Below are 25,530 nucleotides of genomic sequence, written 5' to 3' on the forward strand. Positions count from 1 at the left end.
CTCACGGACCGCCCGTGCCGGCGGGCCGGCCGCTGTCCGGCGCGGGCTGGCCCGGCAGCGGGATCGGCGGGGTGACGCGGCGCCGCACGAGGCGGCGGAAGAGCGCGGCCCGTTCGGTGACGAACGCGGGGTCCTCCTGGTAGTCGCCGTGCCCGAGGACGGGTTCGGGGAGCGGGCGCAGGAGGTTGCGCCCGTAGAAGAGGGGGTCGGGCAGCGGCCCCTTGTCGACGGGGATCTGCTCCGGGCCGCCGAGGACGAGGACCGGGCCGCCGATGGGGTCGGTGGCCCGCCAGAGGTTGCGCCAGCAGGGGACGTCCTGGTGGAGGGAGCGCAGGGCCGCGGGTCCGAAGTAGGCGGGGAACCAGCGCCCGTACAGCCGCTCCAGCGGTGAGCCGTACGTCAGCATGCCCACGCGGGCACGGGTCGCGGCGTCGAGCTGCCAGACGGCGGCCGCGGCGAGGACGCTGCCCTGGGAGTGCCCCGAGATGATGAGGCGGCCCGACGTGGCGTCGACCCAGGTGCTCATGCGCCAGGACAGGTCGGGGATGGCGCGCTCGGCGTAGCAGGGCGGCGCGAACGGGTGGGCGGCGCGCGGCCAGAACGTGCCGATGTCCCACAGGATGCCCACGGTCCTGCGGGCACCGCTGTCGCTGTAGGCGCGGCGGCCCACGGCGAGCAGCAGGATGACGCCCGCGCCCATCAGCCAGGACCCGAGCCCCTGGCAGATGTCCACCAGGGCGGCGGGGAACGCGGGCATGTCCTTGGCGAGTTCGGTCGGCGACTCGCCGGTGAGGGAGCCGCCGACCACGGCCATGCCGAGGACGAGGCAGGCGCCGGCGACCCAGCCGACGAGGGCGGGGGCGGAGTCGGTGAGCCGGGCGCGGGCGACGGACGTGGCGATGCGGGCGCTGCGTTCGCGCAGGGGGACACAGGTCTCGTCGGGGTACCGGTCGCGCACGCCGGGTGTGAGGTCGCGGGCCAGGCGCCGGGTGCGCAGCGCGGCGGCGGCGGCCAGGCAGACGACGACGGCGAGGACGACGGGGATCACGGCGGCCTCCCAGCTGAGGACGACGGGCGGCCCGGTGATGGCCGAGCCGTCCTCGCCGGGCGCGGCGGCCGGGTCGAGCCAGTCGGCGACGCGGTCGGCGATGCCGCCGGTGAGGATGCCGGCGAGGCCGCAGGCGAGCATGGCCACGGCCGGGCCGCCGAGCCCGTGGAGCGCGCCGCGTTCGCGGCGCGGGGTGTGCCGGTGCAGCCAGAAGGCGGTGAGGGCGAGCCCGACGACGAGGACGCCCTGCAGGATCATCAGCGCGGGGAAGGTGCCGCCGCCGGCCGGCAGCCTGCCGCCGCTGATCCACCGCGGCCGGTCCCAGGCGGTGTGGACGACGACCGCGGCGAGGAGCACGGCCGCGGCGGACGGGAGCAGGCGGGTCACGGGCGAGTCGGGGCGTTCGTCGGGTTCCTGCTCGATGTGTTCTGCCACGAACTGCTGGGCGACGACGACGCCCCAGCCGGCGACGGCGAGGACGAGGAGCGCGATGCCGGTGCCGTGCAGGACGGGGCTGCCGTACGCACTCGTGTCGAACGGCTCGGACGCGGCGAGCAGCGCGGTCGCGACGGTCAGCAGGGCGGCCGTCGTGTGGGAGGCGCGCAGCCGGGAGACGAGGCGGCGGCCGTACCAGAAGCCGGGCAGGCTGAGGGCGGCGCGCCGGCCGCCGTCGGGCCGGGGGCGGACGGGGGGCGAGGCGGACTCGTAGGCGCTCCAGGTCCGGTGGGAGAGCCACCACAGGAGGACGGCGAGGGCCGTGGGCAGCAGCGCGGCGAGGGCGAGGCGTCGCCCGGGTTGCGCCCACCAGCCTTCGCCGGACACCGGGTCGAGCCAGGACGCGCGGTCGGCGCACAGCGGCGATCCGGCGCACTGCCAGGCGATGAGGTCGAGCGCGACGACGCAGGCTCCGGCGGTCAACAGGACCGTGAGGCTGACGGCCGCGAGGCGGACGAGGATCGCGTAGAGCCGGTGGGCGTGGCGGGTGCCGCCGGGCGCGGTGGGGCACATCCAGTGCGCGAGGTTGACGATCATGAAGGGCAGGAGAAGGAGCCACAGGGCGCGCGCGCCGTTCCCCGAGGTGAGGCCGGACCAGCAGTACGCCTCGCGCAGGGGGCGCTCGTCGTCCCAGGGGCGGTCGTCCGTGTCGTCGGTGCTGCGGTGCAGGCTCGCGGTGCCGTCGCCGGTGACGCGGGCGGTCCAGGCGGACTCCAGCATGGCCTGGGGGGTGGTGCCGCCGACACCGTGCACGAGGAGTTCGACGGCGGGGTCGGGCGGCGGGACGGTGCTTGCGGTCTCGTCGGCGGTTCCCATGCGGTGTCCCCCGGGTTCGCTGGCTGCTCCTGCTCTGTGTCTCTCCGTTGCCAACGACCGCGAACCGTCCACGGTGGACGGAAGTTGGGCGTGCGAGGATGACCCCCGGCGAGTCGAGGGAGGCGGGAGGTCTTGTGAGCGACAACCAGAATCTGCTGGCGGGCCAGCGGCGCGCGCTCATCCTGGACGAGGTGCGCCGGCGCGGCGGCATCCGGGTGAGCGAGCTGACCCGCATGCTCCAGGTGTCCGACATGACGGTCCGGCGCGACCTGGACGTGCTGGCGCGGCAGGGCGCGCTGGAGAAGGTGCACGGCGGGGCCGTCCCGGTCGCGGAACGCCGGACGCACGAGCCGGGGTTCGAGGCGAAGTCGGCACTCGAACCGTCGGCGAAGAACGCGATCGCCCGGGCCGCCGCGGCGCTCGCCGCGCCGGGGAGCGCGGTGGCGCTGTCGGGCGGCACCACGACGTACGCGGTCGCGCGGGAGCTGCTCGACATCCCCGATCTCACGGTGGTCACCAACTCGGTGCGTGTCGCGGACGTCTTCCACGGCGCGCGGCCCGAGGAGGGGACCGGCGCGCTGCCGAACGCGGCGACCGTGGTGCTGACCGGCGGGGTGCGCACCCCCTCCGACGCGCTGGTGGGTCCGGTGGCGGACGCGGCGATCGCGTCGCTGCACTTCGACGTCCTGTTCCTCGGCGTGCACGGCATCTCGGCGGAGGCGGGCCTGTCGACGCCGAACCTGGCCGAGGCGGAGACGAACCGTCACTTCATCCGTTCGGCGCGCCGGGTGGTGGTCGTCGCCGACCACACCAAGTGGGGTACGACCGGGCTGAGTTCGTTCGCGACGCTGGACGAGGTCGACACGCTGGTGACGGACGCCGCCCTGCCGGACGCGGACCGGGAGGAGATTGCGGCCCACCTCGCGGAGCTGGTCATCGCCGGCGGCCAGGACACGTAGGGACAGGTCGGGCAGCGTGCGCGCAACGGTGATGGATCGACCAGAAAGGCGATAGCACACGATCGTGTGACAGCTCCGGCGAAGGGCCACAAGGACTGCCATACTCGGACACTTCAGCCGTCGTCGCAGCCGGCCGAGGCCGGCAGATCGGTGAGTGCGCCGTGTCCCGTCTCCCGGCCGATACCGGCCCGCATCGCGCCGTCGCCTTCGACCTCGCACCCGACCGCGCCGGCCAGGCGCGCCGCATCCTCGCCGCGCACCTGCGGTACTGGCGGCTCCCCCAGCTCGCCGACCGCGCCGGCGAGGCTCTCGCCCTGCTCCTCGCCGACATCCGGCGCCCGGCCGGCCCCGGGGCGCGCTGCCGCGTGCAGGTCCTGCTGCTGCGGGACCGGCTCGCCCTGGTGGTGTGCGACCACACGCCGGGCGTGTGCGGCGCGGCGGCCCCGATCGCCGCGGCGCGCGACAGCGGCGGCGTCCGCGCGCACGAGGACGCCGCGGGGCGCACCCTGTGGCTCACGCTGCCGCTGCCGGGCATGCCGGACCAGCCCGGGGAGCGCGCCCGGCGTCTCCCCTGGTCGGCGCACGCATGAACGTTCAGCCGGTCCGGCGTCCCGCCGTGCTCCGTGGCGTCACCCCGGGGGCTCCTGCTCCGCACCGGGGACGACCGTGAGCACGATCCTGCGGACGGCGCCCGCGTCCGGCGGGCCGGCCTGCCGGTCGGCGAGGAGCATGTGCGCGGCCCCGATGAGGGTGGGGGCGAGCGTTCCGGTCTCCGCGTCGGCGGGGACGCGGCCGAGCCGCGACTCGGCGGCCAGATAGGCGGCGACCGCGGCCGCCGCGTCGGTGAGGAGGGGCACACCGACGGGCCAGGTCTGGCGCAGCCGGGCGCGCAGGCCGTCCCGTGAGGTGATGAGGCCGACCATCGCCACCGCGACGGGGCCGAGCAGGTCCGTCAGCGCCGTGGCGAGGTTGTCGGCGACGGTGCCGGTCCCGGCGGACTCGCGCAGGTCGGCGGCCCGGCGCTCCATCCGGGCGGCCCGGTCCAGCGCGAGTTCGGCGAGGAAGGCGTCGAAGTCGGCGAAGTGCCGGTGCAGGACGCCCTTGGCGCACCCGGCCTCGGCGGTGACCGCGCGGCTGGTGAGCGCGCTCGGCCCGTCCCGGAGCAGGACGCGTTCCGCGGCGTCGAAGAGCTGGTCACGGACGTCGCGGATGGCTGTTCCCGTGGGCACCGCGCATCTCCTCCTTGACGAGTGGGCACTTGCCCACTCATAGTGGGCGCATGCCCACTCTACCTCCGGGGAGTTCCCCCCGTCCCGACCACGCGATCCATCGGCAGCGGCAGGTGGCCGAGTCGTTCGGCGCCGACGCCGAACGCTACGACCGCGCACGCCCCCGCTACCCCCAGGCCCTGGTGGACCGGATCACCGCCGCCGCCCCGGGACCCGACGTGCTCGACGTCGGCTGCGGCACCGGCATCGTGGCCCGGCAGCTCGAAGCCGCCGGCTGCCGCGTGCTCGGCGTCGACGCCGACCCCCGGATGGCCGAACTCGCGCGGCGCCGCGGCCTTGAGACGGAGGTGGCGCCGTTCGAGACCTGGGATCCGGCGGGGCGGACGTTCGACGCCGTCGTCGCCGGCCAGACCTGGCACTGGGTGGACCCGGAGGCCGGCGCGGCGACGGCCGCGCGGACACTGCGCCCCGGCGGCCTGCTGGCCCTGTTCTGGAACGCGGGCCGGCCCCTCGCCGGCATGGCCGAGTCCTTCGCCGGGGTCTGCGAGCGGGTGGCGCCCGGTTCGCTCGCCGCCCGCCAGTGGGCCGGATCCGCCGTCGACGGGTACGGGACGCTGTGCGACCGGGCGGCCGACGGCATACGGGGCACCGGCGCGTTCGCCGGACCCGAGCGGTGGCGCTTCGACTGGGAGCACACCTACACGCGGGACGAGTGGCTCGACCAGCTCCCCACCCAGGGCGCCTTCACCCGGTTCCCGCCGGCCGAGCTGGACGAGGTGCTCGCCGGCATCGGCTCCGTCATCGACGCGGCAGGGGGCAGCTTCGTGATGGGCTACGCAACCGTGGCGGTCGCGGCGGTACGGACCGGCGGCGCGGCGGCCACCGACCGCCCGTGACGCCGTACGGGTGACCGCCCGGCAGGGAGCGCGTGCGCTGTCAGTGCCGGATGCCACACTCGCACACATGAGCGAGAGCGAGGTGCCGGGGGCGCGGTGGGCGATGGCGGAGCACGCCGACGGCTCGGTCCGCGTCTGCCCGCTGGACGAGCGGGGCGGCCGGGCCGGTCCGGTCACCGCCGAGCCCGGCCCTGCGGCGGCCGTCCGCGCCCGCCCCCGGGTGTCCCGGTGGGTGTGGCGGTCCACCGCGGCCGTCTATCCGCGGATCCTGGAGACGGGCGGGCGCGTCGAGCGGTGCTACGACGTGGAGGCCGCCGAGGCCCTCCTGCTCGGCCACGAGGGCGCCCACGGCCTGCCGCGCTCGCTGAGCGCCGCCTACGCCCGGCGCCACCGCCTGCCGGTCCCCGCCGACCTGCCCGCGGGCGCGCCGGACATGGGGCAGCCGTCCCTGTTCGAGACGGCCCCCGCTCCCCTGCCGGGCGACGCCGACCCGCTGACCGCCCTGCTCGACGTGTACGCCGGACAGCTCGCGAGGACGGCGGCCGTCGCCGAGCCGGGCCGGATGCGGCTGCTGCTCGCGGCGGAGTCGGCGGGCACCCTGGTGGCCGCCGAGATGGGCCGGGTCGGGCTCCCCTGGCGGGCCGACGTGCACCGGGCGCTGCTCGACGACCTCCTCGGTGAGCGCTACCCGGGAGGCGCCCCGCCCCGGCGGCTCGGGGAGCTGGCGGACCGCGTCTCGGCGGCGTTCGGGCCGGGGGTCCGGGTGCGGCCCGACCAGCCGGCGGACGTGCTGCGGGCGTTCGCGGGCGCGGGGATCAGGCTCCGCTCGACGCGCGCCTGGGAGCTGCGGTCGGTCGACCATCCGGCGGTCGAGCCCCTCCTCGAGTACAAGAAGCTGTACCGCATCCACACGGCGCACGGCTGGTCGTGGCTGCGCTCCTGGGTGCGCGACGGCCGCTTCCGCACGGCGTACGTCCCCGGCGGCGCACCGTCCGGGCGGTGGACGACGCACGGCGGCGGCGCGCTGCAGATCCCCCGGGTGCTGCGGCGGGCGGTCGTCGCGGACCCGGGGTGGCGGCTCGTCGTCGCGGACGCGGACCAGTTGGAACCGCGGGTCCTCGCCGCCGTCTCGCGCGACCCCGGTTTCATGGCGGCGGCCGGGGACGGCGGCGACCTCTACACGGCGCTGTCCCGGCGCGGCTTCTCCGGCGACCGCGCCGCGGCGAAACTGGCGCTGCTCGGCGCCATCTACGGGCAGACGTCGGGCGATGGACCGGCCCGCCTGGCCGATCTGCGGCGCCGCTTCCCCCGGGCGGTGGCCTACGTGGACGACGCCGCCCGGGCGGGCGAGCAGGGCCGCCTCGTCCGCACCTGGCTCGGGCGCACCTGCCCCGCGGCCCCACCGGACGGCACCTGGGAGGACGAGGGCGGGGCACCCGACGGCGGCGCCGCCGGACCGTCCCGTCCCGGTACGACTCCGGCGGCCCGCGCCAGGGGCCGCTTCACGCGCAACTTCGTCGTCCAGGGCAGCGCCGCCGAGTGGGCGCTGCTGATGCTCGCGGCGCTGCGGAGCCGGCTGCGCGGCCACCGGGCGGAGCTGGTGTTCTTCCAGCACGACGAGGTGATCGTGCACTGCCCGGCCGAGGAGGCGGCGGCGGTCGCCGACGCCATCGGGGCGGCGGCGGACGAGGCGGGCCGGATGACGTTCGGCGCGACACCGGTCCGCTTCCCCTGCACCACGGCCGTCGTCGACTGCTACGCGGACGCGAAGGACTGACGCGTGCCGGGCGCCCGTCCGCCCGGGCGCCGCAGGTTCAGGACAGGAGGGGCAGCCGGCCGACGATCCGGTCGACCGGGTTGCGCGGGCCGACGATGCTGACCGCGCAGTACTCCAGGTCCCCGGTCCGGCTTCCACCCACGGCGGCGAGGAAGTCGCCGTAGACGCGGGTGCTCTGGGCGGCGGCCGGCACGTCAGCGACGAACGTGTCGGCACGGGAGGCCGCCCGGTCCCGTACGGCACGCAGTGTGGCGGTGTCGGCGGCGAGCACCGAGCAGCCCAGCCAGGGCAGCCCCGCGTGCACGGTGCCCTCCGCGTCGGGCGCCCCGGCCCCCAGCAGACCGGCGACGGCGGCCGCCGTGGGGGCCGCGGCGCAGACGGCCGCGTTGACGGCTCGCCCGGGGGGCAGGCCGGCGTCGACGACCACGACCCATTTCAGCCGCGCCTGCCGGGTGGAGAGGCTGAAGTCCACCTCATCGGGCGCGAAGCCGACCACTGCCGCACCGGACTCGTTCACCACAGACATCTGATCTCCCGCAATCGTTCGGCTGTTCACCGCAACGGTAAGCAGAAGTGTGGAGACGAAGACGGGATGCCGCACATCGTCTTCCGATCAGCCGTCACCCGCCATGACCGCCGAACGAGATGCGGCGATCCCGGCGAACACTCCCCGTTCGTGCGGGGCGGCGGACGGATGACCCCTGAGTCCCCGGAGCGAGCCCCGGGTGCTCGCCCGCCGCACCGCACTTCGTTCGGCATACAGTGCGGCCCATGGAACTGGATGCGCTGGACCGCGCGCTCCTGCGGGAGCTGCAGAACGACGCACGGCAGACCAACCGCGACCTCGCCGCCAAGACCGGGGTGTCGCCCTCCACGTCGCTGGAGCGGGTGCGGCTGCTCCGCGAGCGCGGCGTCATCACCGGTTACCACGCGGCCCTCGACCTCGACGCGGCCGGCCGCCCGGTGCAGGCCCTCATCCAGGTGCGCATCCGGCCGCCGGCCCGCCCCGTCATCGAGGGGTTCAGGGAGTGGGCGGCGCGGCTGCCCGAGGTGATCGGCCTGTTCGTCACCTCGGGCAGCCACGATTTCCTCATCCACGTGGCCGTCCCGGACGTGGACAGCGTGTACGCCTTCGTCATCGACCGGCTCACCGAGCGCCGCGAGGTCGCCGACGTGCAGACCACCATGGCCTACGAGCACGTCCAGTCCCGCAGCATCGAGCCTGCCGTGCCCGACCGCCGCCGCCCCTCCCGCGGTGCCCGCTGATGCGGGGTCAGGAGATGTAGCCCGCGGGCGTCGTCAGGCCGGCGCCGGCGACCGTGCCGCCCGCGACCCGTTCGACCGCCGCCGCCAGCCGATCGGCGGCCTCGGCGGCGACCGGCCCGGCCACGACGAACGGCACCCTGACGTACCCCTCGAACGCCCCGTCCACCCCGAAGCGCGGCCCCGACGCCACCCGGACCCCGAGCCGCTCCGCCGCGTCGGCGATCCGCGACCCCGACAGCCCGCCGGTGCGCACCCACAGCGTGAGCCCGCCGCCCGGCACCGCGAAGTCCCACTCCGGCAGCCGGTCCCGCAGCGCCGTCACCATCGCGGCGCGGTTGCGCCGCAGCTCCTCGCGCCGCTCGGCGAGGGCCGCACGCCAGCCGCCCTCGGTGAGCAGCCAGGTGACGGCGAGCTGCTCCATCACGGGACTGCCGAGGTCGGCCCACGCCCGCGCGGCCACCAGGCGGCGGATCAGCTCGGGCGCGGCCCGCACCCACCCGATGCGCAGCCCGGTCCACACCGACTTGCTGGCCGAGCCGACCGTGACGACCGTGGACCCGCCCGGGTCGAAGGCGCTCACCGGCAGGGGCAGCGCGCCCGGATCGCGGTCGATGGTCAGGTCGGCCATCGTCTCGTCGACGACGAGGACGGTGCCGGCCGAGCGGGCCGCGGCGACGAGATCGCGGCGGCGCTCCTCGTCGGCCAGCGCGCCGGTCGGGTTGTGGAAGTCGGCGATCGCGTACGCCAGCCGGGGGGCCGCCTCGCTCAGGACGCGGCGCCACGCGGGCAGGTCCCAGCCGGTGAGCCCCTCCCCCATCGGCACCGGCACGAGACGCGCGCCGTTCTCCCGCAGGAGCTGGAGAACGTTGGCGTAGGACGGCTGGTCGACGGCCACCCGGTCGCCGCCGGGCGCGAAGAGCCGGCAGATCGCGCCGACGGCACCCATGGCGCCGGTGGCGATCATGATCTGCTCGGGCATGGTGGGCACGCCGCGCGCGGTGTAGCGGTCGGCCAGCGCCTGCCGCAGCGCGGGCAGTCCCGCCGGGTAGTCGCCGTGGGTGCGGGCCGCCTGCGGCAGCGTGGTCAGGGCGGCGGCGAAGGCGCGGGAGAGCCAGGGCTCGGGGGCGGGCAGTTGCGCGCAGCCGAGGTCGATGGCCCCGCCGGGGGCCTCGGGCGGCAGCGGTTCGAGGCCGCGGGCGGGCAGGGCGCGGCCGGCCGGGACGGCGGTCCAGCTCCCCGACCCGCGGCGGGAGCGCAGGAAGCCGTCGGCCCGCAGGCTCTCGAACGCGGTCGCCACCGTGGTGCGGCTGACACGGAGCGCGCCGGCCAGCTCCCGCTCGGCGGGGAGCCGGGCGGCGACGGGCAGCCGGCCCTCCAGTACGAGCAGCCTGATCCCGTCGGCGAGGGCGCGGTACGCGGGCCGGCCGCGCCGCCCCGGCGCGTCGCCGCCGGGTCCCTGGGAACCGAGGAGACGGGCGAGCTGCCCGGCACCCACCGTCGAGGTCCACTCCGTCATCGATTCCGACCACCTTTGCCGAATTGGCTCTTTACCGCCCCTCCCATCAGGCCACATCCTGCCTTCGATCGGGCCACTGACGCCAGAGGAGATGCCAATGCAGCAGTATCCGCGCCGTCTCGCCCAGCTCTACGGCGGGCTCGTCCTGTACGGCGTGACGATGGCCATGATGGTGCGGGCCGGCCTCGGCCTCGATCCGTGGGACGTGTTCCACCAGGGCGTCGCCGAACGCACCGGGCTGTCCATCGGCACCGTGGTGATCATCGCGGGCGCCGCCGTCCTGCTGCTGTGGCTGCCCCTGCGCGAACGGCCGGGGCTCGGCACCGTGTCCAACGTCGTGCTGGTCGGCGCCGTCATGGACGCGGCCCTCACCGTCGTCCCCCGCGCCACCGCGCTGCCCGCGCAGATTGCCCTGCTGCTGGCCGCCGTGGTGCTGAACGGCGCCGCCACCGGCATGTACATCACGGCCCGCTTCGGCCCCGGCCCCAGGGACGGCCTGATGACGGCGCTGCACCGGCGCACGGGACGTTCCATCCGCGCGATGCGCACGGCGATCGAGGTCACCGTCCTGGCGACGGGGGCGCTGCTCGGGGGAACCGTCGGGGCGGGTACTGTCGTGTACGCCCTGGGCATCGGGCCGCTGGCCCAGCTCTTCCTCCGGGTGTTCACCGTTCCCGAGCGGGGGGCGGCAGGGCGACGCGGAACGGAATCGGGGACGGAGACCGGAATGGATTTCGACGGGCGACGACGGCCGGGTATCCTTCGCCTTCGGTCCCGCCGGATGAGCCGTTACCCCGGGGCATCCTGTGCGGACGCCGGGTGACATCCCCGAACAGATGTGACAAACCGGACGCCGGTGGGTACAAGAAGGGGCGGCACGACGGGCGACGCAGACCCCGCATCGGGAATCTTCACCGCCGACCGGACGTTGACCTGACTGATGACGACAGCGACACCTGTCCTGAGGGCGACCAGCCCGGGAGGCACGATTCATGAGTGAGCGAGCTCTTCGCGGCACGCGGCTCGTGGTGACCAGCTACGAGACGGACCGCGGCATCGACCTGGCGCCGCGGCAGGCGGTGGAGTACGCATGCCGGAACGGCCATCGATTCGAGATGCCGTTCTCGGTCGAGGCGGAGATCCCACCGGAGTGGGAATGCAAGGTGTGCGGCGCCCAGGCCCTGCTGGTGGACGGCGAGGGGCCGGAGGAGAAGAAGGGCAAGCCCGCGCGCACGCACTGGGACATGCTGATGGAGCGCCGCACCCGCGAGGAGCTGGAGGAGGTGCTCGCCGAGCGCCTCGCCGTCCTGCGCTCGGGTGCGATGAACATCGCGGTGCACCCCAGGGACAGCCGCAAGACGGCCTGACCGGTCGCCGGAGGGCCGGCTCGCGCCGACGGCGCGGGTCGGCCCTTCCGCATGCCGTGCGGCACGTCACCCGCCGGTGACGCGGCCACCCCACGAACAGATGTACGGGGGTGGCTGCTCCGGCGCCGGGACCGGCGCCCCGCGGTGTCAGTCGTCGTGGCGCCCGTCGCGCGGCGCTGAGCCGTCGCCGGTCTCGTCGCGCACGACCTCGCCGGGGACGACCCGGCCGTCGGGCCGCCGGACACGCGCGCGGTCCCGCGCCCACCGCGCGTCGCGGAACGCCTCGCCCACCGGCCCCCTCCTGCGGGCCAGGTAGCCGCCGGCGGTGCGGCGCAGCAGCCGCGCCGTGGGCGGGAAGACGCACAGCAGCCCCACGACGTCCGAGATGATGCCCGGCACCATCAGGAAGAGGCCGCCGAGCATCGTGAGCCCGTTGCCGCCGCGGGTGGCGGTGGCGCCCCCCTGCGTCCCGGCCCCGGGCGGCCGCAGCCCCTCGGTCAACCGCGCCCAGGCGCGCCGGCCGGCCCGTTTGATGACGATCGCGCCCACCACCGCACCGGCGACGAGCAGCAGGAACACGGTCATACCGCCGGCGGCCCGGCCGACGAGCGTCAGGAGCCAGATCTCCAGCAGCGCCCACACAGCGACGGCGATCGGTGCCCACGGGCGACGGCGCCGGCGGCGCGGTCCGGTGGGCGACCCGGCCGTGCCGCGGCCGGTGTCTCGGTACGGGGAGGGGGAACCGGTCGTCATGGCTCCAGTCTGCCCCGGGCGCGCGCCCGGCGTCCGACCGGGACCGGCTCACCGGGGCACCGAAGGGTGCGGGCAGTCCCTCGCCCGACGCCGGAGCCGGACTGTCCTGGTCACCGCCGGGGCGGGGCGGCGAACCGCGGCTCGCAGGCCGGCCGCGCGGAACCGACCGGGAACGCCACCGTCCGGAGCCTGCGGTCAGGGGACCCCGGCCGCCGTCCGCGACGCCGTGGCACGCCCGGCCTCGCCCCTCCGGCGGGCCGGGGGGACCGTCAGGCGCCGGCGGTGTCGGACGCCGCGGCCCGTGCCCGGCGGCGGGCCGCGGTCCGCCGGCCGAGGACCAGGACCCACGCGGCCAGGCCGCCGGCCGTGATCACCCACTCGGGCACGGCGCCCACGCGGTCGGCGACGGTCCGGCCGTCCCGCAGCGGCAGGTCGGCGAGGAGGACGTCCTGCGTGAACTCCTCGGTGCGCTGCTCGACGGTCCCGTCGGGCGCCACGACGGCGCTGATGCCGCTGGTCGCGACCGTCACGACGGCCCGGCCGTGCTCGACGGCCCGCAGCCGGGACATGGCGAGCTGCTGCTCGGGCTGGCCGGTGCGGCCGTAGGTGGCGTTGTTGGTCTGGACGACGAGGGCGCGGGCGCCGGCGTTCACCGTGTCGCGGACGATGCCGTCGTACGCCACCTCGAAGCAGATGACGTCGCCCAGGCGGGCCGGTCCGACGTCCAGCACGCCCGTGTGGTCGCCCGGCCAGAAGTCGCGGGGAACGCGCTCCAGGCGCGAGATGAACGTGCTGAGCTGGTCGCGGAACGGCACGTACTCGCCGAACGGGACGGGGTGCTGCTTCGTGTACGACGCGCCGGGGCCGGTCTCCGGGTCCCAGACGATGCCCTGGTTCTCGACGTACCCCTCCTCCGTGGGGTGGTCCACGAGGGCGCCGACGAGCACCGGGACGCCGACCGCGCGCACGGCCCGCTCGATGGCCTCGGCGGCCTCGGGCTCGCGGTACGGGTCGAGGTCGGAGGAGTTCTCCGGCCACAGGACGAGGTCGGGGCGCTCCACGCGGCCCGCGTCGATGTCCTCGGCCAGCTCGAGGGTGGCCTCGACGTGGTTGTTCAGGATCATCATGGGCCGGCCGAGGAAGTCCATGCCGGCCTGCTGCACGTTGCCCTGGACGACGGCCACGGAGACCGTGTCGTCGGCGTCGGTGGGGACCGGCACGGCGTAGCCGGCGGCGCCGGCGGCGACCGCCAGGGCGGCGGCGCCCGCCGCCGGCCGCCAGGACGGCGCGGGCCGCTCCCCGTCCGCCGTGCGGAGGGCGCCACGGCGGGCGTACAGCCGCAGCGCGGCCCAGGCGAGGAGCGCGGCGGACAGCGCGACGGCGAAGGTGACCAGCGGCGCGCCGCCCAGCGCGGCCAGCGGCGTGAAGGGCGTGCCGGTGTTGGCGAACGCGAGCCGGCCCCAGGGGAAGCCGCCGAACGGCACCCGGTCCCGCGCCCACTCCTGGGCCACCCACAGGCAGGCGGTCAGCAGCGGCCAGTACCGCAGCCGTGACGTGGCGGCCATCGCGGCGCCCATCGGCAGGAAGAACGCGGCCTCGGCGACGGACAGCCCGACCGTGGCGTCCCAGCCGATGACCCGCAGCCAGCTCAGCAGGGTCACGAAGAAGGGGACGGCGAACGCGAAGCCGAGCCACGCGCCCTGCCGCCCCGTCCTGCCGTGGACCAGGACGGCGAGCACGGCCGGCGCCGCGATCGACAGGGGCCACACGTCGTAGGGCGGGAACGCGGCGGTCAGCGCGAGCCCCGCGAGAGCCGCCACCAGCGAGACGCGCCAGTGCCGGCGCGCCGAGGCGCCGATCCGGCGCAGTCGGCCCGGACGCCGCCCGGCCGGGGGCGCGGGCGTGTCGGGGGCGGCGTCGGTCCCGGCGGGCGTGCCGCCGGCGGCCGCGTCGCCGGCCGTGGTCGTCTCTGAGCCCGTTGGCACGGTCGTGGCCCTCCTGCTGGGCTGAGCGGGCGATGACACACGACGGTACCGCGAACGGGGGACGGGCTGCGGACCGGGACCCGGCGCTCTTCGGTCCGACCCGGTGCCCGCTGGCTGCGGGTCGACCGAAAGCCGTTGTCTACTGAGCGTCCGGGCCCGGCCCGGGTCGCACCAGCCGGCCGGACGGAACCATCCGCCCCCGTGCCGCAGGCGCACTGGACCTGGCTCCCGCGGGCGGCGCGCCTGCGCGGCGTTCCGCCCCGTGGCCCAGCGGCGTTCGACGACTGCGCGGAGGGGAGCGCCGGCCGGACGTCCTGTGGTGGACCCGGCCGAACCTACCCCCCGACGACCGCGGTGTGTCAACAGCCCTCTGACCTGCGTCTTCGCCGCAAACCGGCTGGTCAGTGCGGAGCTTGCGGCGCGCAGGGCGCCGGGGATCGCACGTCGTTCGGCGGTATGCGGCGGGCCGGGATCACTCGTTCAGCCGGTCGTGGACCACCCGGCCGCCGACGACGGTCCGCAGGCACACGGGCAGCGGCGCGCCGGGCGCGAGGTCCGGCAGGCCCGGCGTGCCGGAGCGCGGGTCGGTCGACCAGCGGGCCACCCGGTCGTCGGGGGCCTGGACCAGTAGCGGCCCGGTGTCCCACAGGGCGTAGTCGGCCGGTGCGCCGGGCACGAGGACGCCGCCGTCGTCGCGGCCGATGGCACGCCAGCCGCCGCGCGTGTGGGCGGTGAAGGCGGCGCGGACGGAGACGCGGTGCTCCGGGGTGCGGTGGTGCGCGGCGGCGCGGACCGCGGCCCACGGGCCGAGCGGGGTGACGGGCGCGTCGGAGCCGAACGCGAGGGGCACCCCGGCCTTCAGGAGGGCGGCGAACGGGTTCAGCGCGGCGGCCCGGTCGGCGCCGAGCCGCTCGGCGTACATGCCGTCGAGGCCGCCCCAGGCGGCGTCGAAGCCGGGCTGGACGGAGGCGGTGAGCGCGAGGTCGGCGAAGGCGGCGACGGCTTCGGCGCTCAGCATCTCGGCGTGCTCGACACGGTGGCGCAGGGCGCGGACGCGGGCGATGCCGAGGCGGTCGGCTGCGGTCCTGAAGCCGCGCAGCACGGCGTCGACCGCGGCGTCGCCGATGGCGTGGAACCCGGCCTGGAGGCCCGCCTCGGTGCAGGCGGTGACGTGGGCGGCGATGGCGTCGGCGTCGAGGTACGCGGTGCCGGTGTGCGGCGCGTCCGCGTAGGGGGCGTGCAGGTGCGCCGTGCGGGAGCCGAGGGAGCCGTCGGCGAAGAGGTCCCCCGCGGCGCCGACGGCTCCGAGGGCGCGGACGCGTGCGGCGTCGCCGGGGGCGGTGAGGGCCTCGGCCCAGTACCCGTGGACGCGGGGGCCGGGCTCGGCGGCGGCGAGGGCGAGCAGCGCGGTGAGGTCGTCCTCGCTGGAGATCTCGGGGCCCGCGCACTCGTGGAGGCTGCCGATGCCGAGGGACGCGGCGTGCCGGAGGGCGGCCCGCTGCGCGGCGGCGCGCTGGGCGGGGCCGACGGAGGCGTCGGCCGCGCGGCGGACGGCGTGGTGGGCGTCGCCGGTGAGCGGTCCGCCGGGGTGGTGGCCCGGCAGGTCGGTGACGCCGGGGACGAGGTCGAGCAGCGCGGTGGTGGCGAGCGCCGAGTGGGCGTCCACACGGACGAGGTACAGGGGGCGGCCGCCGGCGGCCCGGTCGAGTTCGGCGCGGGTCGGGGGCCGCCGCTCGGGCCAGCGCGTGGCGTCCCAGCCCTGGCCGATGAGCACCCGGTCGGTGGGGTGCGCGGCGGCGTGGGCCGCGATGGCGGCGAGGGCGTCGGGCAGGGACGCGGCGCCGGCGAGGTCGAGGCCCGTCAGCGCGAGCCCGGTCGCCGTGGTGTGCACATGCGCGTCGGTGAACGCGGGGGTGACGAGGGCGCCGTCGAGGTCGACGACCTCGTCGGCCGTCGCGGCCAGGGAGTCGGCCGCGGCCTCGGAACCGATCCAGGCGATGCGGTCGCCCTCCACGGCCATCGCGGTGGCGAACGGGTCGGCGGGGCTGTGGACCTCGCCGCGGCGCAGCAGGACGGTGCGGCCAGGCGCGCCCGGGGTGGTGCTGTCGGTCATGCGCCCAGTCTCGCGGTCCGGCCCGCGGCGGCGCCGGGCGGGGTCACACGCGGGGCGGTCGCGACTCGTACGGCGTGGACAGGACGACGGTGGTGCGGGTGGAGACGCCGGCGAGGGACCGGATGCGGGCGAGGAGCAGTTCGAGTTCGGCGGGCTCGGCGACGCGGACCTTGAGGATGTAGTTCTCGTCGCCCGCGACGCTGTGGCACGCCTCGATCTCCGGGACGCCGGCGAGGCGGTCGGCGATGTCGTCGGGTGCGCTCGGGTCGAACGGCTTCACGGAGATGAACGCCGTCAGCGGCAGCCCGACCGCCTCCGGCGCGACGATGGCGGCGTAGCCGCGGATGACGCCCCGCTGCTCCAGCCTGCGGACGCGCTGGTGCACGGCCGAGGTGGACAGGCCGGTGGCCTTGCCCAGGTCGGTGTAGCTCATGCGCCCGTCCCTGACGAGCAGTTCGACGATGCGCCGGTCGAGTTCCTCCACGGCTCCGTAACCTACCCGGCGGGCGGCCCGCGCGCCCGGCGCACCCCCCGCCGGGCGCGGGGAGGGCGCACGGACACGGTTCCACAACAGTTGTGTGACGAACGCCACAAACGTGGGCGGGTGTGCCGTTCAGTGGGGCGATTATTCACCCAAACGGACGGGAAGTGCTTGCTGTGGCCCACGCCACTGCGCCGCCCGAGGGGGATTTTCCATGCGCACTGTGAAGCAGCTCCACCGCTCCGTCCCCGAGGAGGAGGACGACCTCTACGAGGACTTCGACGGTGACGACGACCTCCCCAGGGTCCTGTGCCCCGGCTGCGCGCGGGCGGTCGCCCTCGACCCGGAGGACGGCGTCGTCCCGCAGCACGCGGTGTGCCCCTCACCGTGGGATCCGTTCGGTCTGACGGTCTGCCCCGGGTCGGGGCACGCGGCCGACGCCGAGGGCCTGGCGCGCGTCCCGGTCCCGCCGCTCGTGGAGCCGGTGACGCTGGCGGCCCTCCCCGACTCGCTGCACTGGCGGCTCCAGCCGTTCTCCCACGCGACCGGTCCCGACGCCGCCGAGCCGCGCGTCGAGACGCTGCGGACGGCGGCCTGACGCACGGACGGCGCGGGCGGGCGGCTCAGGCCGCCGGCTCCGGCGGGACCAGGTGACGCGCGATGACCAGGCGCTGGATCTGGTTGGTGCCCTCCACGATCTGCAGGACCTTCGCCTCCCGCAGATAGCGTTCGGCGGGGAGATCGGCCGAAGAGCCGTGGCCGCCCATGAGCTGGACCGCCTCGGTGGTCACCCGCATCGCCGTGTCGGAGCAGAACAGCTTCGCCATCGCCGCCTGCCGGCCGAACGGCGCTCCCGCGTCCCGCAGGCGCGCGGCCTCCAGGTACAGGGCACGCCCCGCCTCGATGCCGGTGGCCAGGTCGGCGAGCGTGAACCGTGTCGCCTGGAAATCGGCCACGCGGCGCCCCGCCGCGCCCCGCCGGGTGACGAACGCCAGCGCCTCGTCGAACGCGGCACGCGCCACGCCGACCGAGCAGGCGGCGATCCCGAGGCGGCCGGCGTCGAGCGCCTCCATCGCTATGGCGAAGCCGCGGCCCTCGTCGCCGAGGCGCCGCGCGTCGGGGACCCGGACACCGTCGAACCGCACCTGGGCGGTGGGCGACCCGTTCATCCCCATCTTGCGCTCGGGCGGGGCGGCGCCGAGCCCCGGCGTGCCGGCGGCGACCAGGAACGCCGTGATGCCGTGCGGCCCCTCGCCGCCCGTCCGCGCGAGGACGGTGTAGAAGTCGGCGACCCCGCCGTGGGTGATCCACGCCTTGGTGCCGTCGATCACCCAGGTGTCGCCGTCCCGTTCGGCGCGGGTGCGCAGCGACGAGGCGTCCGAGCCCGCGCCCGGCTCGGAGAGGCAGTAGGCGCCGAGGAGACCGCCGCCCAGCATGGCCGGGAGGTGCTCGGCGCGCTGCCGCGGCGTGCCGTGGCCGGCGAGCGCGTGGCACGCCAGGGTGTGGACGCTGGTGCCGAGGCCGACGGTGAGGCGGGCGGCGGCCAGCTCCTCGAGGACCTGGAGGTACACCTCGTACGGCTGCGCGCCGCCGCCGTGCTCGGCCGGGTAGGGCAGGCCGAGGAGTCCGGCGGCGGACAGGCGGCGGAACGTCTCGCGGGGAAAGGTCCCGGCCGCCTCCTCGGGGGCGGCCCGCGGGGCGATCTCCCGCGCGGCCAAATCCCTCACGCGGGCCAGCAGTTCCCCGGCCTCCGGGGTCGGCGGGGGCCGGCGGGGTGCGGGCGGGGCGGGTTGTCCAGCGTTCGGCATCGGGCTCCTCCACACGTCGGGCGCGCCGTTGCGCTGCGGTGGGCGGGCACGGAGTTCAGGAGGCGCAGGCCGGCGGATCGGCGTCGGTCGCGAGCGGGCTGCCCTCGGGAACCACGTACGTCGCGTGGAGAACGACGGGCTCGGTGCCGAGGTTGCGGCCCGTGTGCACATGCCCCGCGCCGGGTGTCTCGACGACCGTGTCGCCGGCCGTGGAGACCTCGACGGAGCAGTCCTCCAGGACGCGGGTGAGGGTCCCGGAGACGACGACGGCGAGCAGGGGTCCCTCGTGGTAGTGCCAGCCGGTGGTGCCCCCGGGCTCGATGGTGATGACGCGGACGGTCACGTCGGTAGGTCCGTCGGTGGTGATGCTGATGCCGTCGGGGGCGCTGCCCTCCGCGACCGTGTACGCGGTGACTCCCGTACCGGGCGTGGCGCCCGCTGACGCGGGGACGAGGGCGAGCGCCGCCGCTCCGGCGGCCGCCAGGACGCCATGCCGCCCCCGGATGCCTCTCCCCCGCGCGCCGGAACGTTTCTCCATGGCCCCTCCTCCATGTCGCACCACTCCGCGCGTGCACCGCGCGACCACGCCTGCGCCCTACCCATCGCGCACGCCCCCTACGCACGCCGGGCGCACGCCGGCGCACGCACCGACTCCCCGTGCTCCGGGGGCAGTTGCGCCCGTGGCCGCGCCCGGCGTCCCGGCGTCAGCGCACGCCCACGGCCGCCAGGGCCGCCCGCTGGGCGTGTGTGGGGCGGGCCGGGAAGTACAGGTAGCAGACGCCCCCCGTGCCGCTGCGCACCGCGCCGGACGCGTCGTGGCGCTTCGTCCGCAGCCAGATGTTCTCGAACTGCCGGCGCGGGTAGACCCGGCGGACGGCGTCGTTGGAGTCGCTCGCCGGGTCGTTCGCGACGACGTCGCCGTCCGCCGTGAAGCCGATGACCGTCATCAGGTGGCCCGAGGTCCCGTAGCCGGCGCCGTCGAGCTCGGCCTCGTGGAAGGACTGCGAGGTGATGAGCGGGATCCCGGCCGCCACGAGGCGCTCGGCGTCCGCGAGGGAGGCGATGCGCGTGACGACGCCCTGGAGCCCCTCGTAGGTGGCGGCGTAGGCGGCGTTGAACGGCCAGTTGCCGCAGCCGCCGTACTGGTGGTCGAACGTGTACCGGGCCGCGTGGCACACCTGGGGATCGGCGAACGCCGGGTCCACCCAGGCCAGTTGCTCGGCGGTCGGCCGGTGCCCCCAGGACTCGATGATCATCTGCGACGACGTCGGGCTGCACCACGCCTCGCCGCCGTTGTCGTACTCCGGGTACTGACCGATGTGGATGTTCTGCGAGTAGCGGGGCACGGACACCTCCCGCCCGGCGGCGGCGCCCGGCTCGCTGGCGGGCACCTCGAAGCGGTCCGGTACGTCCGACGTCATCGCGCCGAGCCGCCACACCGTCGGCGTCGCGGCCGAGCCGGGGGCGCGGTGCAGGGTGAGCCGCAGCCGCCACGCGGCGATGCGCGAGCCGCTCGCCGCGTCGTCGACGGCGAGGGTGTCCGTCCACACGGAGGACGTGCCGTCCCCCTGACCGTCGACGGAGGTGCGGCGGATGTCCTCGTCGCCCGCGGCCCAGACGCCCAGCGTGTACCAGGGGCTGTCGGTGCCGTCCGCGTAGGTCGCCAGCGCCTCGATGCGCAGGAACGTTCCGGCGGGGGTGTCGGCGTTCCAGGAGGCGATCAGTTCGGTGGCCGGCACGGCCGCCGTGTGGACCGGGGAGAGCCAGGTGGCGTACTCCCAGGCCGCCGTCCGCCCGGTGTGCGGGTCGGTGTAGTCGACGGTGCCCTCGGGGCGGGCGAGGGTGATGCCGGCGCGGCCCGACGGGCGGACGGCGACACCCCGGCCGGTGCCGGCCCGCCAGTCGGCGGCCGTGACCCAGGCGGTGTACTCGATGGTGGACTCCGTGGCGGGTGCGTCGTCGTCCCGGCCGCGGCCCCGGCCGTGGCCGTGGCCCCGCCCTTCGCGGTCGGCGCCGGTGGCGGTGGCCGCCCCGAGCGTCATGGAGGTGCCGACCGCGGCTGCGACGGCGGCGAGTACGGTTCGGCGCGGCGTTGTGGTCACGGTGCTGTCTCCCGGTCTCGTCTCCGGCAGGGGCCGCCGGTGCGCCGGGCGGACGGCCCGGCGCGGCTGGCCACCACTATCACCGCTCGGGACCGTGACGGCCAGTAATTCCCCGCGGAGCCGCCGAAGCAATATTGGTCCCGACCTCTGACGGCCGCCGCGCCGCGCCCGGCTACGCTGACCCGGTGCCCCCCGCCCCCGCCCCCGACGACACGCTCGCCGGACTCCCCGGCCGCGCGCGGAGCGCCCCGCCCCGGCTCGGCGGCGTGCGGCTGATCGGCATCGACGGGCACGCCGGGTCCGGCAAGAGCACCCTCGCCCGCCGCCTCGCCGCCGCCCTGGACGGCGCGCCCGTCGTACGGCTCGACGACTTCGCGAGCCATGCGGCCTTCTTCGACTGGACGGCACCGCTCGCCCGCCACCTCCTCGCGCCGCTCGCGCACGGCACGACGGCCCGCTACCCCGTGTACGACTGGGAACGCCGGGCGTTCACCGCCCGGGCGGCCTGCCCCCCGGCACCGGTCGTGCTGCTGGAGGGGGTCGGCGCCGGACGCCGCGCGCTGCGCCCGCACCTGTCCCTGCTAGTGTGGATGGACGTGCCGGCGGACACCGCGTGGGCCAGAGGGCTGCGGCGCGACGGTCCCGGGCTGGCCGGATTCTGGCGGGACTGGGTCGGGGCCGAGCGCCGTCACTTCGCCGACGACCCGTCACGTCCCTTTGCGGATATCCTGATCGCCCCGGCGGGCGCCGGGTACCGCGCCACCGGGTGAGGCCGCGGGGCGGGCCCCGGCCGGGCGCCGGGGCCGGTGCGGTTTCCGCTGTTGGGGGTCGCCATCACGATGTCTGGCACACACGACGCACACGACACGTACGGATCGCTGGACCGGATACCCCACCCCGCCGCCGATCTCGCGTGGCTGCGCGGCGTGGACGCGTACGCCGCCGCGGCCTATCCGGAGGCCGAGGAGGAGTTCCGCGCCGCGGTGCGCGAGGACCCGGGGATGGCCGACGCCTGGCTCGGCCTGCACGCCCTGCGCGCCGATGTCACCGTGGCGCTGCGGCAGATGCACCGGCACCGCGCCCGGTTCGGCGACCAGCGCGCCCGCCACGGGCGGCCCCTGTCGTCCTGGTACTGGCTCGGCTGGTGGGTGCAGCCCGTCCTGGAGACGGAGCGCGACCTGCTCCTCGCCCACGCGTCGCACCTGCTGGACGGCCGCCGGCCGGCCGAGCTGGACCGGGCGCTCGCCGAGTGCCCGTCCCCGGAGTCGGACCCGTTCGCCCGCTTCCTGCACGCCTGCCGGTGCTACCTCTCGAAGGACTGGGACGGCCTGTGCCACTACACGGCCTCCCTCACCGACGACGACCGGCTCGGCGTGGAGGCCGGGCTGTTCGCCGGCATGGCGCGGGTGCGCCTGGAGATGTACGAACAGGCGGAGCCGCTGCTGAGCACCGCCCTGGCCCGCTGCCGCAGCGAGCTTCCGCAGCGCAAGGAACTGCGGTACTGGCTGGCCCGCGCCAGGGAGGGCAGCGGCCGGAGCCCGGCCGCGCTGCCGCTGTACCGGGCGGTGCACGACGCCGACCCGGAGTTCATGGACACGGCGCAGCGTCTCGCCGCACTCACCGGCGAGGACCCCGACGCCGCCCAGGCCGACGCGGCGGACCCGCTGCCACCGGACGCGGCCCTTCCGTCCGGCGGTGACGGTCCCGTGCGGTGGCCGCCGGCGGGCGGCGGCCGCCCGCCCGCGGCCCGAGGCACGAGCACCGGCGACGACCCGTACGGCGGCCCCGTCCCGTCCGGGCTGCGCGCGGCGCCGGTGCCCGCCGACCCCGAGCTGCTGGCCAGCGCGCTGGCCGAGCTGGAGCGCATGGTCGGCCTCGGTCCCGTGAAGGAGCAGGTCCGCGCCCTGTCGGCGCAGCTCAGGATGGCGCGGCTGCGGTCGGGACAGGGCCTGCCGGTGCAGCCGCCGAAGCGGCACTTCGTCTTCTCCGGCCCGTCCGGCACCGGCAAGACGACCGTCGCGCGGCTCCTCGGCCGGGTGTTCCACGCGCTGGGGCTGCTGGCGTCGGACCGGCTCGTGGAGGCGCAGCGGGCCGATCTGGTGGGCGAGTTCCTCGGCCAGACGGCGGTCAAGGCGAACCGGCTCATCGATTCGGCGCTCGGCGGCGTGCTGTTCGTCGACGAGGCGTACGGCCTGGTGCACTCCGGCTACAGCAAGGGCGACGCGTACGGCGACGAGGCCCTCCAGGTGCTGCTGAAGCGTGCCGAGGACAGCAGGGAGCACCTCGTCGTCATCCTCGCCGGCTACCCCGAGGGCATGGACCGGCTGCTCGCGGCCAACCCCGGGCTCGGCTCCCGCTTCTCCACGCGCGTGGAGTTCCCGAGCTACCGGCCCGACGAGCTGACGGCGATCGGGGAGCTGCTGGCGTCCGGGCAGGGCGACACCTGGGACCCGGAGGCGCTGGAGGAGCTGCGCAGCATCGCCGGCCATGTGGTGGGGCAGGGCTGGATCGACGAGCTGGGCAACGGGCGTTTCGTCCGCACGCTGTACGAGGCGGCGTGCGCCTTCCGCGACCTGCGGCTCGCGGAGTCGGCGGGCGCCCCCACGCGGCAGGAGCTGGCGACGCTCCGCCTCCCCGACCTCATGCAGGCGTACGGGGAGGTGCTGGCGTCGCGCGGCAGGGCGCGCCCGCCCGAGGGCGGACTACCCCTGCCCTGACGCCTCCCGCGCCCCGCCGGACTCGACGAGCGCGCGCAGGGCGCGGGCGTCGGAGAGCGCGCGGGCCCTGGAGACGCCGGGCTGGATGGCCATGACGGGCAGGGTCGTGCCGTCCGCCAGGTCGAGGCCGGCCCAGGGGTCGCCGGGGCGCAGCGTGACACGGAGCACCTGCGCCCAGGCGAGGCGGCGCGTCGTCGTGAGGTTGACGACCGTGACGCCGTCGCGGTCGGCGGTGACGCGGGGCCTGCTGAGGAGCACGGTGCCGGCGAGGACGAGGAGGCCGCAGCCGATGAACGCGCTCCGGTCGCCCCAGCCCCAGCTGACCGCGCCCTCCTGCGGCAGGAGGACGGCGACCAGCGTCAGGGCGAGGAGGACGGCCACGCCGATCGTGAGCAGCACGGCCCGGGTCACGGTCGGGCGGAACGTGACGGGGAGTGCGGGGACGGCCTGCCGGGGGCCGGGGGCGGTCACAGGCGGGCGGCGTGGATGCCGGTGCTGAGGATGGCGCGGGCGCCCAGCTCGTACAGTTCGTCCATGACGCGCTGGGCGTCCTGGACGGGCACCATCGAGCGGACGGCGACCCAGCCCTCGTCGTGCAGGCGGGAGACGGTCGGCGATTCGAGGCCCGGGGTGAGGGCGACCGCCTTGTCGACCAGTTCGGCGCGGATGTCGTAGTCCATCATCACGTAGCGGCGGGCGACGAGGACGCCCTGGAGGCGGCGCAGGAACTGCCGGACCTTCGCCTCCTGCGTCTCCTCGCCGGCGCGGCGGATCACGACCGCCTCGGAGTGGAGGATGGGCTCGCCGATGATCTCCAGGCCGGCGTTGCGCAGGGTGGTCCCGGTCTCCACGACGTCGGCGATGACCTCGGCGACCCCGAGCTGGATGGCCGTCTCGACCGCGCCGTCGAGGTGGACGACGGAGGCGTCGACCTCGTGCTCGGCGAGGTGGGCGGCGACGACGCCGGCGAAGGAGGTGGCGATCGAGAGGCCGCCGAACTCGCTCACGTCCGTCACGCCGCCGGGGCGGGTGGCGTAGCGCAGGGTCGAGGCGGCGAACCCGAGCTGCATGATCTCCTCGGCGTCGGCGCGCGAGTCGAGGAGCAGGTCGCGGCCGGTGATGCCGATGTCGAGGCGTCCGGAGCCGACGTAGATGGCGATGTCGCGGGGCCGCAGGTAGAAGAACTCGACCTGGTTGTCCTGGTCGATGAGGACCAGCTCGCGGCGGTCCTTGCGCTGCCGGTAGCCGGCCTCATGGAGCATGGCCGCCGCAGGCTCGGAGAGAGACCCCTTGTTGGGAACGGCGATGCGCAGCATGGGTCGGGCTTCTTTCCTGGTGTCGGTGGGGTGCGGAGCGGGCGGGGCGACGGCGGCCGCGTCGCGTGCGGACGCGGCCGGCGGGCGTCAGAGGTGAGCGTATACGTCGTCCAGGGAGATGCCCCGGGCGACCATCATGACCTGGAGGTGGTAGAGGAGCTGCGAGATCTCCTCGGCCGTGCGGTCGGTGCTCTCGTGCTCGGCGGCCATCCACACCTCGGCGGCCTCCTCGACGACCTTCTTGCCGATCGTATGGACGCCGGCGGCCACCAGTTCCGCAGTGCGGGAGGTTCCTGGGTCGCCGGTGGCGGCCTTCTGCCGCAGTTCGGCGAACAGCTCGTCGAATGTCTTGTTGGCCATGGTGGTACCAACCCTACGGCGTGCCGGAGGCCGGGACGCGCGCGGGTACGGTGACGGCGCGCAGCGCGGCGGCGGTGGCGACGGCGGCGGTGGCGGCCTCGTGGCCCTTGTCCTCGCGCGAGCCGGGCAGGCCGGCGCGGTCGCGGGCCTGCTCCTCGGTGTCGCAGGTGAGGAGGCCGAAGCCGACGGGGACCGCGTGGTCGACGGCGACGCGGGTGAGGCCCTGGGTGACGCCCTGGCAGACGTAGTCGAAGTGCGGTGTGCCGCCGCGGATGACGACGCCGAGGGCGACGACCGCGTCATGGCCGGAGCGGACCAGGGCCTCGGCGGCCACGGGGAGTTCGAAGCTGCCGGGGACGCGGACGACGGTGGGGTCGGGGATGCCGAGGCCGTCCAGGGCGCGGCGTGCGCCGGCCAACAGGCCGTCCATCACCGTCTCGTGCCACTGGGCGGCGACGACGGCGACGCGCAGCCCGCCGGCCTCGGCAACGGTCACGTCGGGGGCACCTGCGCCACTCATGGCGTT

General features: G+C 76.0%; 25 protein-coding genes. 10 read left to right on the forward strand and 15 right to left on the reverse strand.

Features of this window, described 5'->3' with window-relative positions; genetic code table 11:
• Position 1: 1 nt before the first annotated feature.
• Entirely contained in the window at positions 2-2,359 is a 2,358-nt protein-coding gene (locus EMA09_RS01935; RefSeq protein WP_129838257.1) for a hypothetical protein, read from the reverse strand.
• 134 nt (positions 2,360-2,493) lie between these two features.
• On the opposite strand from EMA09_RS01935, the gene EMA09_RS01940 reads away from it, so the two are divergent.
• A complete protein-coding gene (locus tag EMA09_RS01940; RefSeq protein WP_206305885.1) occupies positions 2,494-3,318 on the forward strand; it encodes a DeoR/GlpR family DNA-binding transcription regulator in 825 nt (274 codons plus the stop codon).
• A 161-nt stretch (positions 3,319-3,479) separates the two neighbouring features.
• A complete protein-coding gene (locus tag EMA09_RS01945) occupies positions 3,480-3,908 on the forward strand; it encodes a hypothetical protein (RefSeq protein WP_129838261.1) in 429 nt (142 codons plus the stop codon).
• Positions 3,909-3,947: 39 nt separating this feature from the next.
• Here the strand turns inward: EMA09_RS01945 and EMA09_RS01950 are convergent, their stop codons facing one another.
• The gene (locus tag EMA09_RS01950) at positions 3,948-4,547 is read right to left on the reverse strand and encodes a TetR/AcrR family transcriptional regulator (protein ID WP_129838263.1); all 600 of its coding nucleotides are present in this window, start codon (positions 4,545-4,547) and stop codon (positions 3,948-3,950) included.
• Between the two features lie 50 nt (positions 4,548-4,597).
• Between EMA09_RS01950 and EMA09_RS01955 the strand changes: the two genes are divergently transcribed.
• Both EMA09_RS01955 and EMA09_RS01960 read left to right on the forward strand, forming a co-directional pair.
• Positions 4,598-5,443, forward strand: coding sequence for a class I SAM-dependent methyltransferase (locus EMA09_RS01955; protein WP_129838265.1), 846 nt, complete (start codon positions 4,598-4,600; stop codon positions 5,441-5,443).
• 67 nt (positions 5,444-5,510) lie between these two features.
• Positions 5,511-7,220 carry a bifunctional 3'-5' exonuclease/DNA polymerase gene (locus tag EMA09_RS01960; RefSeq protein ID WP_129838267.1) on the forward strand — a complete coding sequence of 570 codons (1,710 nt, stop codon included), beginning with the start codon at positions 5,511-5,513 and terminating at the stop codon, positions 7,218-7,220.
• Positions 7,221-7,257: 37 nt separating this feature from the next.
• Here EMA09_RS01960 and EMA09_RS01965 read toward each other — a convergent pair whose 3' ends face one another.
• Complete coding sequence (locus EMA09_RS01965; RefSeq protein WP_240796193.1) at positions 7,258-7,737, reverse strand: DUF2000 domain-containing protein; 480 nt, start codon at positions 7,735-7,737, stop codon at positions 7,258-7,260.
• 254 nt (positions 7,738-7,991) lie between these two features.
• Between EMA09_RS01965 and EMA09_RS01970 the strand changes: the two genes are divergently transcribed.
• Entirely contained in the window at positions 7,992-8,486 is a 495-nt protein-coding gene (locus EMA09_RS01970; protein WP_129838271.1) for an Lrp/AsnC family transcriptional regulator, read from the forward strand.
• Between the two features lie 7 nt (positions 8,487-8,493).
• Here EMA09_RS01970 and EMA09_RS01975 read toward each other — a convergent pair whose 3' ends face one another.
• Positions 8,494-10,002 carry a PLP-dependent aminotransferase family protein gene (locus tag EMA09_RS01975; protein WP_129838273.1) on the reverse strand — a complete coding sequence of 503 codons (1,509 nt, stop codon included), beginning with the start codon at positions 10,000-10,002 and terminating at the stop codon, positions 8,494-8,496.
• 97 nt (positions 10,003-10,099) lie between these two features.
• Here EMA09_RS01975 and EMA09_RS01980 point away from each other — a divergent pair, with 97 nt between their 5' ends.
• Positions 10,100-10,825, forward strand: coding sequence for a hypothetical protein (locus EMA09_RS01980; RefSeq protein ID WP_346655801.1), 726 nt, complete (start codon positions 10,100-10,102; stop codon positions 10,823-10,825).
• A gap of 169 nt (positions 10,826-10,994) precedes the next feature.
• On the forward strand, positions 10,995-11,369 hold the full coding sequence (locus EMA09_RS01985) for an RNA polymerase-binding protein RbpA (protein ID WP_129838277.1): 375 nt from the start codon (positions 10,995-10,997) through the stop codon (positions 11,367-11,369).
• A 147-nt stretch (positions 11,370-11,516) separates the two neighbouring features.
• Here EMA09_RS01985 and fxsA read toward each other — a convergent pair whose 3' ends face one another.
• The 4 genes from fxsA to EMA09_RS02005 form a co-directional block, all read right to left on the reverse strand.
• The gene (gene fxsA, locus EMA09_RS01990) at positions 11,517-12,122 is read right to left on the reverse strand and encodes an FxsA family membrane protein (RefSeq protein WP_129838279.1); all 606 of its coding nucleotides are present in this window, start codon (positions 12,120-12,122) and stop codon (positions 11,517-11,519) included.
• Between the two features lie 269 nt (positions 12,123-12,391).
• A complete protein-coding gene (lnt, locus tag EMA09_RS01995) occupies positions 12,392-14,107 on the reverse strand; it encodes an apolipoprotein N-acyltransferase (protein WP_129838281.1) in 1,716 nt (571 codons plus the stop codon).
• Between the two features lie 472 nt (positions 14,108-14,579).
• Positions 14,580-16,220 carry an amidohydrolase gene (locus tag EMA09_RS02000; RefSeq protein WP_129838283.1) on the reverse strand — a complete coding sequence of 547 codons (1,641 nt, stop codon included), beginning with the start codon at positions 16,218-16,220 and terminating at the stop codon, positions 14,580-14,582.
• 43 nt (positions 16,221-16,263) lie between these two features.
• The gene (locus tag EMA09_RS02005; protein WP_129838285.1) at positions 16,264-16,704 is read right to left on the reverse strand and encodes an Lrp/AsnC family transcriptional regulator; all 441 of its coding nucleotides are present in this window, start codon (positions 16,702-16,704) and stop codon (positions 16,264-16,266) included.
• Between the two features lie 211 nt (positions 16,705-16,915).
• On the opposite strand from EMA09_RS02005, the gene EMA09_RS02010 reads away from it, so the two are divergent.
• Complete coding sequence (locus EMA09_RS02010) at positions 16,916-17,299, forward strand: hypothetical protein (protein WP_129838287.1); 384 nt, start codon at positions 16,916-16,918, stop codon at positions 17,297-17,299.
• Positions 17,300-17,324: 25 nt separating this feature from the next.
• Here the strand turns inward: EMA09_RS02010 and EMA09_RS02015 are convergent, their stop codons facing one another.
• From EMA09_RS02015 to EMA09_RS02025, 3 genes are all read right to left on the reverse strand, one after another.
• Positions 17,325-18,509 (reverse strand): acyl-CoA dehydrogenase family protein, encoded by a 1,185-nt coding sequence (locus EMA09_RS02015; protein ID WP_129838289.1) that lies wholly within the window; start codon positions 18,507-18,509, stop codon positions 17,325-17,327.
• 55 nt (positions 18,510-18,564) lie between these two features.
• Positions 18,565-19,047, reverse strand: coding sequence for a cupin domain-containing protein (locus EMA09_RS02020; RefSeq protein WP_129838291.1), 483 nt, complete (start codon positions 19,045-19,047; stop codon positions 18,565-18,567).
• A 166-nt stretch (positions 19,048-19,213) separates the two neighbouring features.
• Positions 19,214-20,551: a peptidase C39 family protein gene (locus tag EMA09_RS02025; RefSeq protein ID WP_129843783.1), complete on the reverse strand. Its 1,338-nt coding sequence runs from the start codon at positions 20,549-20,551 to the stop codon at positions 19,214-19,216.
• 245 nt (positions 20,552-20,796) lie between these two features.
• Here EMA09_RS02025 and EMA09_RS02030 point away from each other — a divergent pair, with 245 nt between their 5' ends.
• Both EMA09_RS02030 and EMA09_RS02035 read left to right on the forward strand, forming a co-directional pair.
• Positions 20,797-21,381 (forward strand): hypothetical protein, encoded by a 585-nt coding sequence (locus tag EMA09_RS02030; protein WP_129838292.1) that lies wholly within the window; start codon positions 20,797-20,799, stop codon positions 21,379-21,381.
• A 69-nt stretch (positions 21,382-21,450) separates the two neighbouring features.
• The gene (locus EMA09_RS02035; protein WP_129838294.1) at positions 21,451-23,328 is read left to right on the forward strand and encodes an AAA family ATPase; all 1,878 of its coding nucleotides are present in this window, start codon (positions 21,451-21,453) and stop codon (positions 23,326-23,328) included.
• Here the strand turns inward: EMA09_RS02035 and EMA09_RS02040 are convergent.
• From EMA09_RS02040 to ribH, 4 genes are all read right to left on the reverse strand, one after another.
• Positions 23,314-23,799, reverse strand: a complete 486-nt coding sequence (locus EMA09_RS02040) for a PH domain-containing protein (RefSeq protein ID WP_129838296.1) — start codon at positions 23,797-23,799, stop codon at positions 23,314-23,316. The two genes, EMA09_RS02035 and EMA09_RS02040, sit on opposite strands and share 15 nt — an antisense overlap.
• A complete protein-coding gene (gene hisG, locus EMA09_RS02045; protein ID WP_129838298.1) occupies positions 23,796-24,644 on the reverse strand; it encodes an ATP phosphoribosyltransferase in 849 nt (282 codons plus the stop codon). Before hisG ends, EMA09_RS02040 begins: the two co-directional genes overlap by 4 nt.
• Positions 24,645-24,731: 87 nt before the next feature.
• Positions 24,732-25,004, reverse strand: coding sequence for a phosphoribosyl-ATP diphosphatase (locus EMA09_RS02050; protein WP_129838300.1), 273 nt, complete (start codon positions 25,002-25,004; stop codon positions 24,732-24,734).
• Positions 25,005-25,017: 13 nt separating this feature from the next.
• Positions 25,018-25,524: a 6,7-dimethyl-8-ribityllumazine synthase gene (ribH, locus tag EMA09_RS02055; protein ID WP_129838302.1), complete on the reverse strand. Its 507-nt coding sequence runs from the start codon at positions 25,522-25,524 to the stop codon at positions 25,018-25,020.
• Positions 25,525-25,530: the final 6 nt, after the last annotated feature.

The sequence above is a fragment of the Streptomyces sp. RFCAC02 genome (assembly GCF_004193175.1).
In the GTDB taxonomy this organism is placed as follows: domain Bacteria; phylum Actinomycetota; class Actinomycetes; order Streptomycetales; family Streptomycetaceae; genus Streptomyces.

What these genes read in the sequence shown, in the direction of transcription:
- EMA09_RS01935 (WP_129838257.1), bottom strand. Translation starts at nt 2,359, where the DNA reads ATGGGAACCGCCGACGAGACCGCAAGCACCGTCCCGCCGCCCGACCCC.
- EMA09_RS01955 (WP_129838265.1), top strand. Translation starts at nt 4,598, where the DNA reads ATGCCCACTCTACCTCCGGGGAGTTCCCCCCGTCCCGACCACGCGATC.
- EMA09_RS01960 (WP_129838267.1), top strand. Translation starts at nt 5,511, where the DNA reads ATGAGCGAGAGCGAGGTGCCGGGGGCGCGGTGGGCGATGGCGGAGCAC.
- EMA09_RS01970 (WP_129838271.1), top strand. Translation starts at nt 7,992, where the DNA reads ATGGAACTGGATGCGCTGGACCGCGCGCTCCTGCGGGAGCTGCAGAAC.
- EMA09_RS01975 (WP_129838273.1), bottom strand. Translation starts at nt 10,002, where the DNA reads ATGACGGAGTGGACCTCGACGGTGGGTGCCGGGCAGCTCGCCCGTCTC.
- EMA09_RS01980 (WP_346655801.1), top strand. Translation starts at nt 10,100, where the DNA reads ATGCAGCAGTATCCGCGCCGTCTCGCCCAGCTCTACGGCGGGCTCGTC.
- EMA09_RS01985 (WP_129838277.1), top strand. Translation starts at nt 10,995, where the DNA reads ATGAGTGAGCGAGCTCTTCGCGGCACGCGGCTCGTGGTGACCAGCTAC.
- fxsA (WP_129838279.1), bottom strand. Translation starts at nt 12,122, where the DNA reads ATGACGACCGGTTCCCCCTCCCCGTACCGAGACACCGGCCGCGGCACG.
- EMA09_RS02000 (WP_129838283.1), bottom strand. Translation starts at nt 16,220, where the DNA reads ATGACCGACAGCACCACCCCGGGCGCGCCTGGCCGCACCGTCCTGCTG.
- EMA09_RS02010 (WP_129838287.1), top strand. Translation starts at nt 16,916, where the DNA reads ATGCGCACTGTGAAGCAGCTCCACCGCTCCGTCCCCGAGGAGGAGGAC.
- EMA09_RS02015 (WP_129838289.1), bottom strand. Translation starts at nt 18,509, where the DNA reads ATGCCGAACGCTGGACAACCCGCCCCGCCCGCACCCCGCCGGCCCCCG.
- EMA09_RS02020 (WP_129838291.1), bottom strand. Translation starts at nt 19,047, where the DNA reads ATGGAGAAACGTTCCGGCGCGCGGGGGAGAGGCATCCGGGGGCGGCAT.
- EMA09_RS02025 (WP_129843783.1), bottom strand. Translation starts at nt 20,551, where the DNA reads ATGACGCTCGGGGCGGCCACCGCCACCGGCGCCGACCGCGAAGGGCGG.
- EMA09_RS02035 (WP_129838294.1), top strand. Translation starts at nt 21,451, where the DNA reads ATGTCTGGCACACACGACGCACACGACACGTACGGATCGCTGGACCGG.
- hisG (WP_129838298.1), bottom strand. Translation starts at nt 24,644, where the DNA reads ATGCTGCGCATCGCCGTTCCCAACAAGGGGTCTCTCTCCGAGCCTGCG.
- EMA09_RS02050 (WP_129838300.1), bottom strand. Translation starts at nt 25,004, where the DNA reads ATGGCCAACAAGACATTCGACGAGCTGTTCGCCGAACTGCGGCAGAAG.
- ribH (WP_129838302.1), bottom strand. Translation starts at nt 25,524, where the DNA reads ATGAGTGGCGCAGGTGCCCCCGACGTGACCGTTGCCGAGGCCGGCGGG.